This window comes from Mogibacterium pumilum, from assembly GCF_002243385.1.
GTDB classification, from domain to species: Bacteria; Bacillota; Clostridia; order Peptostreptococcales; family Anaerovoracaceae; genus Mogibacterium; species Mogibacterium pumilum.
Map to the genome: position 1 here is coordinate 753,545 of NZ_CP016199.1, position 12,035 is coordinate 765,579.

The window sequence follows — 12,035 nt, forward strand, 5'->3', positions numbered from 1 at the left end:
ACAGGTACTCTCGAAGCCAGGCTCAATTCACCCACACACAAAGTTCAAGGGACAGGTATACGTACTAAAGAAGGAAGAGGGTGGAAGACACACACCATTCTTCAATGGATACAGACCACAGTTCTACCTAAGAACAACAGACGTAACAGGAGATCTACAGCTACCAGAAGGTACAGAGATGTGCATGCCTGGAGATAACGTAGTAATGGAGATCGAGCTGATTACACCAGTAGCTATCGAAGAGGGACTACGTTTTGCTATCAGAGAAGGTGGAAGAACAGTAGGATCCGGAGTAGTTACAGAGATTATTGAGTAATCATAGATTACGAGATAATACCACCAGACAACTACTGACAGGGGCGCATGCGCCCCTGTTTTTATGTTCAAATATACACGATATGTGGTATTCTATTATAGGAATCATTAATAGTAATCAAACATGTATAGGAGAGTTTGAATATGCGCAGTAAACCAGAGACAAAATCAACAATTAAGCGAATACTAAAGGTGTTCGTAGCAATCGTGATGATTTTAATGTTATCATTTGCGGGACTTATAGCATTTATATCTGTGAATGAGTATAAGCCTGCTTCAGTTGAGAAATTAAGTATTAACGGAAAAGCCTTTAAAGAAGTAAAGAAGGGCGATACCGTCAAGGTTATGACGTGGAACATCGGATTCGGTGCTCTTGGTGATAATGCGGATTTCTTCATGGACGGTGGAAGTCATGTTTTAACATCGAGTGAAAAGCGTGTAAATAAGAACATTGGAGCTATTTCTGATGAGATTAATAAAGAAGCACCTGATATAACAATGATTCAGGAAGTAGACAAAGATTCAAGGCGTTCATATCATATTGATCAAGTTGCGCAGCTCGGTAAAGCGACAGATAGTAGGGAATATTCTTATGCGAGAAACTATAAGGCTGCATTTGTACCATATCCGATGCCTCCATTAGGCAAGATGGATAGTGGTCTCATGACTTTATCAACTATAAAGGCTAATTCATCAAAGAGGGTGAGTCTGCCAGTTTCGTTTAAATGGCCGGTTCGAACTATTAATCTTAAGCGATGCTTGCTCGTGACACGAACTAAAGTCAGGGGCACTGATAAGGAGCTCGTGTACATCAATCTGCATCTTGAAGCGTACGATAAAGGTGAGGGCAAGAAGGCGCAGACCAAAGCTCTAAATAAAATTCTGACGCAAGAGGCGGCGAAAGGGAATTATGTAATAGCTGGTGGTGACTTCAACCAAGTTTTCAATAATGTTGGAACAGATGATTATCCTGTGTATAAAGGGCTTTGGAAACCGGGGGTTATCGATATAAGCGAGTATGATTCATCTCTGAATTTTGTCATGGACAGCACGAATCCTACGTGCAGGTCTCTCGATAAACCATTCAAAGGTGCGGATAAGTCAAAGTTCCAGTACTATGTGATTGATGGAATTATTTATTCTTCTAATATAGAGATGAGTTATTGCAAGACGGTGGAGCTTGGCTTCAAAAATAGTGATCATAATCCGGTAGTTGCCGAGATAAAGTTAAAATAAAGGAGGCTTTAATGTTACTACTTAATGAAAAAGACATCAGAACTGTATTCGATATGAATGATGCGATAGATTCTAATATCTATGCGTATAAGATTTTCTCGAGCGGAAATGCGGTAGTTCCTCTAAGGCAAGTGCTCGCTGCCGATGAAGGTAGGGGTAACTTTGCATTTATGCCTGCATACAGCTCAAAACTCGGAGCAGCGGGTATTAAAATAGTAAATATTTTTCCAGGAAATAGAGAACGTGGTGAGGCTACGACTATCGGTCAGGTTCTTCTCATGGATGATAAGAACGGTGAAATAATAGCACTGATGGATGGAAGCTTCATAACTAAATTTCGTACAGGGGCGGCATCTGGCGCGGCATTTAGATTATTTGCGAGGAAGGATGCAAAGGTCGGCTGCCTTATAGGAACCGGTGGACAGGCTGACTGTCAACTTGAGGCTATGCTTGCAGCTTGTGATCTAGATGAGGTTAGAATTGTAGCCAGAGACTTTGACAAGACTGAGAAGTTCGTGGCAGAGATGTCAGAGAGATTCAAGGATAACGGAGCTAAGCTAGTTGCATACAACGATGCAAATGAAGCTGTAGATGGTGCAGATGTAATTGTAGTTGTAACTGTTGCTACTAAGCCTGTATTTGATGCCAAGAGAGTAAAGAAGGGTGCGGTTGTAAGTGGCGTTGGTTCATATACAGCCGAGATGAACGAGATAGATCCAGAGCTATTCAAGATGGCTGACAGGATTTACTTTGACTCCAAGGATGCTTGTATAGCTGAGTCAGCTGATATCCAGATTCCACTTAGAGAAGGAATCGTAACAGAAGCAGATCTTACTGGAGATATTGGAGAATTTGCTCTTGGAGAGATCGCTGGCAGAGAGTCAGACGATGAGATTATCATCTTCAAGAATGTGGGTCTTGGAATCCTTGACCTCGTAATTGCGAAGTTGATCTATGATAAGGCAAAAGATAGTAAAGTTGGCGTGCATTGGAACTAGATTATAAGTAAAATAGATAATATTACAATAACTAGATGGTGGTACACAAAAAGTTTGTGAAAACGTACAAATAAGTTGTTGACAATTGAAATCCGGTCAACTATAATTTTGTTGTCAACAAGTGAAAAGGGTTGAAATACAGATTTTTATAGTACCGGAAATAGGGGAATTTCTGATACATCTGAAAACGTTCGTTGTAGCCATTGCGAACAAGAGCCGAAGGCATAGCCTTCGGCTTATTTATTTGTTTACATTTCCTTCATTTCGTTGCCTTACTTTTGGAGCTAATATATAATTAAATGTCGGAGGCATTATGGCAAATTTTATTACAGTAAAAGACTTAGTTTATGAATATGCTAGAGAGCAGGGCACAGATAACCATAGCCTTGCTATTGACCATGTTTCGATTGAGGTCACGCGTGGTGAGTATATTGCGATTGCCGGTGCCAATGGCTCTGGTAAATCAACATTTGCAAGATGTCTCAACGGACTTCTATTACCGACTGAAGGCGAGATACTAGTCGATGGAATGGATACAGAGGACGATGATTTAATTTGGGATATTAGGAAGAAAATCGGCATGGTATTTCAGAATCCTGATAATCAGATTGTATCATCGATGGTCGAGGACGAAGTTGCCTTTGGGCCTGAAAACCTCGGGATAGAGAATCCTGAACTTAGGAGTAGAGTGGACAATGCGCTTAAATCAGTTGGGATGTATGAAAATCGCCATCGTGAAGCGCACAAACTATCGGGTGGCCAGAAGCAGAGAATTGCAATCGCGGGTGCTGTTGCTATGAGACCTGATTGCATTGTTTTCGATGAACCGACTGCAATGCTTGATCCCAAGGGGCGCAGTCAAGTTATGAAGGTGATTAGAGACCTTAATAGTCAAGGCATCACCATTGTACTGATAACGCACTTTATGGAAGAGGTAGCAGAAGCGGACCGAGTGCTAGTCATGAAGTCGGGAAAGTTACTTGCGGATAGAACTCCGGAGGCGCTATTTGCAGATACTTCACTGATCAAGTCCGCAGGACTTGAGATTCCATCTGCAGTTTTACTGAGAAATGAACTCATCGAGAACGGAATAGATGTATCTCGAGAGATTATTAATAAGGATGATTTGGTGGACGCATTATGTCGATAACTGCAAGACATCTAACACATATATATTCAAAGGGACTACCGGGGGAGACTGTTGCGCTTGACGATGTTTCGTTCGAGATTGAGGATGGCGAATGCGTTGGTGTTATAGGACACACTGGCTCTGGAAAGTCTACGTTGCTTCAGCATATGAACGGGCTGCTGAAGCCTCATTCTGGTGAAATAATTGTCTCTGATATGAATATCGGCGACGGTTCAGTCAAGAAGGTTGATATAAGTAAAAGTGTAGGGCTTGTGTTCCAGTACCCTGAGTACCAGCTCTTCGAAGAGACTGTGGCAAAGGACGTGGCTTTTGGTCCGCGAAACCTTGGCGTGCCTGAAGATGAGATTCCTGACATTGTCAGGGAGTCTATCGAGCTGCTTGGACTCGACTACAATGCTGTGGCTGAGAAATCACCATTTGAGCTATCTGGTGGGCAGAAGCGAAGAGTTGCCATCGCTGGTGTACTCGCTATGAAGCCAAAGGTGCTCATACTCGATGAGCCGACTGCAGGACTTGATCCGGCATCTAAGCGGGATATGCTGGAAGTGATTAAGAAATTGAGACAGGATAGGAATCTAATAGTTGTATTTGTATCTCACAACATGAAGGATATAGCTGAACTTTCTGACCGTATCATTGTCATGAACGGCGGGAAACTGGTGATAAGTGGAACTCCGAAGGAGGTATTTGCAAGGGCTGGAGAGCTTAAGACTATGGGGCTTAGCGTACCGCCTGTAACAGAGATTCTCTACGAAGTGTCGGAGAAACTGGGGCTTGAGTTCGAGCCTATTTTTGAAGAGAGAGAAGCTGCGAAGTACATCTCGGAGCAGTTAAAGGAGAGGCAAAGATAGTATGATTAAAGACATAACACTTGGTCAGTATTATCCGGTGGAATCTCCGATTCATAGGCTGGAGGCGCGCACTAAGGTGCTCGGGGTGTTTGCGTATCTCGTTGGGCTTTTTCTGGTAAATAAGCTTTGGGGATTTGCAATTGCGGCGGTTGCCGTTGGAATAGTAATTAAACTGTCGCGAGTTCCGTTCTCGTACATGGTACGAGGGCTTAAGGCGATAGTGCTGATTATTGCGTTTACGATGGTGCTCAACATATTTATGATGGATGGAACTATTCTGTGGCAGTGGAAATTTCTCAAGGTTACGTATGAAGGTCTATATCGAGCTGCATTCATGGGCATAAGGCTAGTGCTGTTGATTATAGGCACTTCGCTGCTTACATTCTGCACGAAGCCGACTGAACTTACCGATGGGCTCGAGAAGCTGTTCAGTCCTTTTTCTAGACTTGGTCTGCCTTCACACGAGATCGCGCTGATGATGACCATTGCGCTCAGATTTATACCTGTGCTGATGGATGAAGCGGATAAAATAATGAAAGCACAACAGTCGCGAGGTGCTGATTTCGAATCGGGAAATATATTTCATAGGGCAAAGAGCCTGATTCCGATAATCGTTCCGCTATTCGTTAGTTCATTTAGAATTGCTGGAGACCTTGCTCTTGCTATGGAGGCGCGTTGCTATCGCGGTGGAGAAGGCAGAACGAAGCTGAACGAAACTAGATTCGAGAAGCGCGACGTAGTGGCAGCATTGCTACTAATAATATTCCTCGGAACGCTTGTTGCGAGCAGATTTATAATATTCCAATCTATATAAAATAGGAGATTGTATGAGACAGAGAAAAGTAAAAAATCTGGAAGAAAAGTACGCCAGATTTGAAGATATATTGGTGTACAACCCAGAGGATATACGCGGGAAATGGGCAGAGCGTGCAGGCTATAGTAAAGGAATTTACATGGAAGTGGGCTGTGGCAAAGGCAGATTTATCTCCCAGCTAGCTTCCTGTGAACCAGATAATTTCTTCATCGCTGTTGAAGGCCATAAGAGCGTGCTACTCCGCGCTATGGAAAAAGTGCATGAGCTAGGACTGACTAACGTCGTGTTCATTCCAGAGTTTATTGAGAATCTTCACGAGTGGTTTATCGATAGTGAACTAGACGGAATATATCTTAATTTCAGTGATCCGCTACCAAAGAACTACTCTGCCAAGAAGAGGCTCACTTACCGTGGCAAGCTCAAGCAGTATTTCGACGTGCTCAAGGAAGACGGAGTTGTAAGGTTTAAGACCGACAACACAGATCTGTTCAACTACTCTGTCAATGAAGTCATTGCGTCGGATCTTAAAATTCGCGAGTTTACCAGGGATTTACACGCTTCTCCGTACAATGAAAATAATATTAGGACTGAGTACGAGGAGAAGTTTAGCGATAAGGGATTCAATATCAAGATGATGGAGATTGGCCGTATACGAAAGAAAGGTGAGAAGATGGGTTTAGCAGCACTTAACAGCAGAGAAATTCCTGCACAAGACAAGGTATTTGGAATTAGCGGTAGAGCCAAGGCAGCGACTAAGGCGAAGGGTCATGATAATGTTGCAAATGCGACTATCGGTGCGCTCCTCGATGACGATGGCAATTTGATTGTTCTATCTTCTGTAGATAAGGCTGTGAAGAGCCTTGAGCCTGTTCAGTATGCGGAGTACGCTCCGATTGCGGGTATTCCAGGGTTTAAGGAAGCGGTTACAAGGGCAGCGCTTGGAGATTTCGAGACCTCTAGACACATCGGGATGGTTGCTACTCCCGGTGGCACAGGTTCACTTAGAAATACCATTGCAAATTACTCGTGTCCGGGAGATAAGATCCTGACTCACGACTGGTGCTGGCCTAATTACAAACACATCGCAGCTGAACAGGGCCGCGGCTTCGAGACTTTTGAGATGTTCGATGAGGATGGCAACTTCAATCTTGCCGATCTTGAGTACAAGGTAAGCAAACTACTTCGCATCCAAGATAGACTCGTGCTGATTCTCAACACTCCTGCAAATAACCCTACGGGATATTCTCTCTCCCTTGATGAGTGGAAAAAGGTGGTTGATATCCTCAACAGAGTACCCGATGATAAGGTCGTTGCGCTACTAGTGGATATTGCATATATCGATTTTGCTGGTGATGAGAAGCAGGTAAGAGAATTCCTTCCAGAACTCGAGAAGCTAAGGAGCAATGTGCTGCCGCTGCTAGCTTACAGTGCGTCGAAGACATTTACATTTTACGGATTCAGATGTGCGGCTTTACTCTGCCTAGCAGATAGTGAAGAGGTTGCAGAAGAGTTCGTAAAGGTATGCTCGTACTCCAGCAGATCTAGCTGGTCTAACTCGCCTCGTGGACCACAGGAAGTAATCGCAAAGATTTACAGTGATAAAGAACTTCTGACAAAGGTAGATGAAGAGCGTAAGGAGTTCCGTGATATGCTGCTGGCGCGCGGAAGAGCTTTTGAAGAGGAAGCTAAAGAGGTTGGACTCAAAATCGTACCATTTAGAGCGGGATTCTTTGTATCTATTCCATGCGAAAATCCAGATGCTGTTAGCGCTAAGCTCGAAGAGAGTGATGTGTACTGCGTACCGATGGATAAGGGCGTGAGAGTATCAATTGCTTCGATTTCTGAAGCTAAGTGCAGGAAGCTGCCAGCGATTATCAAGAAGGCTTTGGAGAGTCTATAGGATATATTGTCACGAGGTAAAATACAGATATCGGCAAAATTTGTATTGAAACGCATACAAGGCTGATATATAATTATCTGGCGAAACAAATGAATATAACGAGCAAGGGGAGCGGTATCGCTGAGAGGTAGTGTTGAAATACATTACGACTCTGAACCTGATTTGGATAATGCCAACGGAGGGAGAGTGCTGATTTACATGTGTAATACCCAAGCTCGGGTGTTACACATTTTTTATTGCGCAGAGGAATCTCGCGCTGCATGAGGAGCTAAGAATTATGGAAGAAAGAAAGGCAAAATCTATCATTCATATGCATTTGTCCGAATCTCTGAAGCTATACGGCATACTTGGTAGTGAAAGCCTGCGGGGAAATAGCCATGCTGAAGCAGTTACAGAGGCAATTAAGGGCGGTATAACTTGTGTTCAAATTAGAGAAAAGCATTTAAGCAAGCAGCAGCTACTTGGTGTTATTTCGGAGATTAAGCCTATCTGTGATGAGGCAGCAGTTCCACTGATAATCAACGATGATGTAGAAATCTGTAAAGTGTCGGATGCAAATGGTGTTCATCTAGGACTAAGCGACGGATCAATAGTTGAGGCAAGGAAACTTCTTGGTGATGATAAGATTATCGGTGCAACTGCACACAATCTCGAGGAAGCCATCGCTGCAGAAGCCGAAGGTGCTGATTACGTAGGTGTAGGAGCTGCTTTTGGTTCTAATTCAAAGGGTAATGCCGTAAAACTACCAAGTCTTGAAGTATATAATCAGATAACTGATTCTGTAAAAATCCCTACCATCGCAATCGGCGGCATCAATACCGATAATATTGGTGCACTAGCAGGTCGTCATCTTGCAGGAGTGGCGGTTATCTCGGCACTATTCGGGGCACAAGATATCAAGAAAAGTGCCGAGGTATTAAGAAACATGGTAAATAAGTTACAGCATGAAGAGACGAGGACAGAGATATGAAAATTCCGACCGTTCTATCAATTGCAGGTAGCGATCCAAGCGGCGGAGCTGGAATTCAGGGAGATATCAAGACTATATTTGCAGAGGGATGCTACGGGATGGGGGCAGTCACAGGACTTACGGTACAGAACACTTTGGGTGTATATGATGTTATGCCAGTTCCGACTGATTTCTTATATAGACAGATTGATGAGACTCTAAGCGACATAAGACCAGATGCTATAAAGATTGGCATGATTGTTTCGACTGAACAGATTGACGTAATAGTGGGGCTAATTAAGCGGTACGGCCTTGAAAATGTAATAGTTGATCCCGTAATCGCTCCGACAAGCGGAGTAGAATTTGCGAATGATGAAGTGATGAAATGTATGATAGAGAAGCTCTTTCCTCTATCGACACTAGTGACACCTAATCTGCCAGAAGCTAAGAGAATATGCGAGATCATAGAAAATTTTAACTTGCAGGTGGAAGGAAAGTGGCAGATGCAATCTCAAACTCAATCTCAAGTTCAAACTCAATCTCAATCTCAAACACAGATTAAGAGAAAAGCAGCAAATCTATCAATGCCTGAGCTAGCATGCTTCATTGGTCAGAATTGTGGCTGTAGTGTGCTCATCAAAGGTGGTCACGCTGAAGGAGACGATGCTACGGATTATCTTTGGACTGCTAGTGATGATGATAGAATAGGCTGCATTACTGAATTTAAAGATGAGAGGGTAGAGACTACAAGTTCACATGGGACGGGATGTGCTCTATCCAGCTCAATAGCAGCTAATATGGCGAAAGGGCACATGCTCGAAGCTGCTATATATAGAGGCAAGGAATACGTGACAACAGCTCTTAAGAGCGATATGCGCATAGGAACGGGTAATGGCTCAGTAAATCACGGAGCACTAGCGAGACAATGAAAGAAATTTAAAGGGAAATGGGAAAGAGCAATTTACAATTGTTATTAATGGCCTAAAAAAGGCGGAAAAGAGGAAGAAATGGCAAGAACTTATTCGACACAAATAGAAGCAGCAAGAATGGAAATAGTTACACCGGAGCTCGAAATTGTTGCGGCAAAAGAAAATCGCTCGGTAGATGAGCTGCTACCACTGCTTGCAGAGGGCAGGATGGTTATACCGGCAAATATCCATCACACATCAATCGATCCAAACGGTGTTGGAGGAATGCTCAAGACAAAGGTGAACGTAAACCTCGGTGTAAGCAGGGACTGCAAGGACTACGATATCGAGATGAAGAAGGTTATGAGCGCAGTTGAGCTGGGTGCGGAATCCATCATGGACCTATCTAGTCATGGTGACACGCAGCCGTTTAGAAGAAAGCTCTGTACCGAGTGCCCTGCGATGATCGGAACAGTTCCGGTATACGATTCAGTAATCCACTATCAGAGAGATTTAAATACCCTCACTGCACAGGATTTCCTGAATGTCATTAGGATGCATGCTGAAGACGGAGTGGATTTCGTAACGCTGCATTGCGGAATAACACGCAAGACGATTGAGCAGATTAAGAACGGTACTCGCGAGATGAATATCGTCAGCAGAGGCGGAAGTCTTGTGTTTGCATGGATGACAATGACGGGTGAAGAAAATCCATTCTATGAGTATTTCGATGAAATCGTAGAAATCTGCCGTGAACACGATGTAACGATAAGCCTTGGTGATGCATGTAGACCGGGATGCCTAGCGGATGCAACGGATAACTGTCAGATTGAGGAATTGATTAGACTTGGTGAACTGACAGATAGAGCGTGGGCTAGGGACGTACAGATTATGATTGAGGGGCCAGGACACGTGCCAATGGATCAGATTGAGGCGAACATGAAGATTCAGGAAACCTTGTGTAAAGGCGCACCATTTTATGTGCTCGGACCTCTCGTTACAGATATTGCACCAGGATATGACCACATCACAGCTGCTATAGGTGGTGCTATTGCAGCCTGGTCGGGCGCTGCATTCCTATGCTACGTTACACCGGCAGAACACCTTGCACTGCCAAATGTAGATGACGTTCATGACGGTATTATCGCTAGTAAAATAGCTGCTCATGCCGCGGATATTGCCAAGGGTATTCCGGGAGCTCGTGACCAAGATGATAGAATGGCTAAGGCTAGAAGAGCTCTTGATTGGGATGCTCAGTGGCTAGAGGCACTAGATCCTGAAACTGCAAAAGTGATTAGAGAATCGAGAATGCCAGAGGAGGACCACTCCGATACATGCAGCATGTGTGGTAAGTTCTGTGCAGTTAGAAGCATGAATAAAGCGCTTTCGGGAGAAGTTATAGATATCCTGTAGGTTAGCAGATACGACTATACTTGCATCTTAAAATGTCATAAATATTAAAAGAAGTGAGCTCTTTGCTCACTTCTTTTATCTGGTGGCTACTTTTCTCAGTCTTCCAAAGTCAGGGCGTTCTAAGCTAATAGGCAGTAACTTAATTCTTAAATCACCCGACTTAATATCGTCACCGATAAACACGCATCCTTGCTTTGCGTTCGGGTCCGCCTGAGAAATAGCATAGTTACCATCGGAGATATCGAGCCTAACCAAGGTATCAGAAATTCCCATGGTGCCTTTGACACGTATGATATTTCCGTATCATATGTAAGTTCTATCATTAAATTCAATAATCAGCAATCAATAGGGGGCATTGATATTGTTATTAATGATTGAATGCTCATATGTATAAGTGATGTAAAATGAACTATGCGTATCGGTAGCGTGATATATAATTGCATGATCGAAAAAAGGGGTTGACATTCGTAGTTGCTGAGTTTATCTTACTGGTAAGAGAGGACTAACTCTCGTAAAAATATTTTCTGCATTTGCAGGGCAGATGGTACTATCGGAAGCCTGCCTATTGATAAATGCGGAGGTTAGATGAAATTAACGTCAAGGAGGATATCGGTATGTCATTAATTAATAAAGAAGTAGCAGATTTTTCTGCACAAGCTTATGTAAATGATGAGTTTAAGACTGTTACAAAAGCAGATATTTTAGGTAAGTGGAGCGTATTCTTTTTCTACCCAGCAGACTTTACTTTCGTGTGCCCTACTGAGCTCGAGGACTTGCAGCTTAAGTATTCAGATTTTCAGAAGGCTGGCTGTGAAGTATACTCGGTATCTTGCGATACACATTTTGTACACAAGGCTTGGCACGATAGTTCAGAGAGCATTGGTAAGATTACATATCCGATGCTAGCCGACCCTACACAGGCACTGGCAAAGGACTTTGAAGTTCTTATCGAAGATCAGGGTGTCGCAGAGAGAGGAAGCTTCATCGTAAGTCCTGAAGGTAAGATTGTAGTATACGAAGTCAATGCAGGAAATGTTGGCAGAAATGCTGAAGAACTGTTCAGGAGACTTCAGGCTAGTCAGTTCGTAGCTGAACATGGTGATCAGGTTTGCCCGGCAAGATGGGCTCCGGGCGCAGTAACATTAAAGCCAGGAATTGACCTGGTAGGGGCGATATAGACATCTAGAATTAGATAGGCTTTATAGATGCATACTTGTCATATGGGCATGAGTCTATATCAATAAATATTAATCATTAAAAAGACGGGGTGCGATTCGCCCCCCGTCTTTAGTTGGTTCTGCTTTAGCAGTGGATTCGCCGAGCGATAGCGAAGTGAATCAATAAACCACCGGCTATGCCGGTGTGATTAGGATAGCTTTAGCTTCAAGAAAAAAAACCTCCAGTGTTATCATGGTGTTGGTTCGCCAACCACATCAAATAACAAAGGAGGTTGCCATCGTGGATGACAAAAATACTCTAGCACACACAAGCTGGAGATGTA

General features: G+C 43.4%; 11 protein-coding genes. All 11 read left to right on the plus strand.

Annotated elements, in window-relative coordinates; translation table 11 throughout:
* Positions 1-316, plus strand: a 316-nt coding sequence (locus AXF17_RS03640) for an EF-Tu C-terminal domain-related protein (RefSeq protein ID WP_456299088.1), incomplete at its 5' end; no start/stop codon positions are given.
* A gap of 143 nt (positions 317-459) precedes the next feature.
* On the plus strand, positions 460-1,551 hold the full coding sequence (locus AXF17_RS03645; protein ID WP_094233849.1) for an endonuclease/exonuclease/phosphatase family protein: 1,092 nt from the start codon (positions 460-462) through the stop codon (positions 1,549-1,551).
* 11 nt (positions 1,552-1,562) lie between these two features.
* Positions 1,563-2,549: an ornithine cyclodeaminase family protein gene (locus AXF17_RS03650; protein ID WP_094233850.1), complete on the plus strand. Its 987-nt coding sequence runs from the start codon at positions 1,563-1,565 to the stop codon at positions 2,547-2,549.
* Between the two features lie 313 nt (positions 2,550-2,862).
* Positions 2,863-3,699: an energy-coupling factor transporter ATPase gene (locus AXF17_RS03655; protein ID WP_094233851.1), complete on the plus strand. Its 837-nt coding sequence runs from the start codon at positions 2,863-2,865 to the stop codon at positions 3,697-3,699.
* On the plus strand, positions 3,690-4,550 hold the full coding sequence (locus AXF17_RS03660; protein ID WP_094233852.1) for an energy-coupling factor transporter ATPase: 861 nt from the start codon (positions 3,690-3,692) through the stop codon (positions 4,548-4,550). The genes AXF17_RS03655 and AXF17_RS03660 overlap by 10 nt, the downstream gene beginning before the upstream one ends.
* Position 4,551: 1 nt before the next feature.
* Entirely contained in the window at positions 4,552-5,364 is an 813-nt protein-coding gene (locus AXF17_RS03665; RefSeq protein ID WP_094233853.1) for an energy-coupling factor transporter transmembrane component T family protein, read from the plus strand.
* Positions 5,365-5,377: 13 nt separating this feature from the next.
* A complete protein-coding gene (gene trmB / locus AXF17_RS03670; protein WP_094233854.1) occupies positions 5,378-7,264 on the plus strand; it encodes a tRNA (guanosine(46)-N7)-methyltransferase TrmB in 1,887 nt (628 codons plus the stop codon).
* 277 nt (positions 7,265-7,541) lie between these two features.
* Positions 7,542-8,234 (plus strand): thiamine phosphate synthase, encoded by a 693-nt coding sequence (gene thiE / locus AXF17_RS03675; protein WP_094233855.1) that lies wholly within the window; start codon positions 7,542-7,544, stop codon positions 8,232-8,234.
* Entirely contained in the window at positions 8,231-9,142 is a 912-nt protein-coding gene (gene thiD / locus AXF17_RS03680) for a bifunctional hydroxymethylpyrimidine kinase/phosphomethylpyrimidine kinase (RefSeq protein ID WP_207651581.1), read from the plus strand. Before thiE ends, thiD begins: the two co-directional genes overlap by 4 nt.
* Positions 9,143-9,220: 78 nt before the next feature.
* Positions 9,221-10,534, plus strand: a complete 1,314-nt coding sequence (gene thiC / locus AXF17_RS03685; RefSeq protein ID WP_094233856.1) for a phosphomethylpyrimidine synthase ThiC — start codon at positions 9,221-9,223, stop codon at positions 10,532-10,534.
* Positions 10,535-11,148: 614 nt separating this feature from the next.
* Positions 11,149-11,712 (plus strand): alkyl hydroperoxide reductase subunit C, encoded by a 564-nt coding sequence (gene ahpC / locus AXF17_RS03695; RefSeq protein ID WP_094233858.1) that lies wholly within the window; start codon positions 11,149-11,151, stop codon positions 11,710-11,712.
* The last annotated feature ends 323 nt before the right edge of the window (positions 11,713-12,035 follow it).

Coding starts and splice junctions, on each gene's coding strand:
- AXF17_RS03655 (WP_094233851.1), top strand. CDS start 2,863: ATGGCAAATTTTATTACAGTAAAAGACTTAGTTTATGAATATGCTAGA.
- thiD (WP_207651581.1), top strand. CDS start 8,231: ATGAAAATTCCGACCGTTCTATCAATTGCAGGTAGCGATCCAAGCGGC.
- thiC (WP_094233856.1), top strand. CDS start 9,221: ATGGCAAGAACTTATTCGACACAAATAGAAGCAGCAAGAATGGAAATA.
- trmB (WP_094233854.1), top strand. CDS start 5,378: ATGAGACAGAGAAAAGTAAAAAATCTGGAAGAAAAGTACGCCAGATTT.
- AXF17_RS03660 (WP_094233852.1), top strand. CDS start 3,690: ATGTCGATAACTGCAAGACATCTAACACATATATATTCAAAGGGACTA.
- ahpC (WP_094233858.1), top strand. CDS start 11,149: ATGTCATTAATTAATAAAGAAGTAGCAGATTTTTCTGCACAAGCTTAT.
- AXF17_RS03665 (WP_094233853.1), top strand. CDS start 4,552: ATGATTAAAGACATAACACTTGGTCAGTATTATCCGGTGGAATCTCCG.
- thiE (WP_094233855.1), top strand. CDS start 7,542: ATGGAAGAAAGAAAGGCAAAATCTATCATTCATATGCATTTGTCCGAA.
- AXF17_RS03650 (WP_094233850.1), top strand. CDS start 1,563: ATGTTACTACTTAATGAAAAAGACATCAGAACTGTATTCGATATGAAT.
- AXF17_RS03645 (WP_094233849.1), top strand. CDS start 460: ATGCGCAGTAAACCAGAGACAAAATCAACAATTAAGCGAATACTAAAG.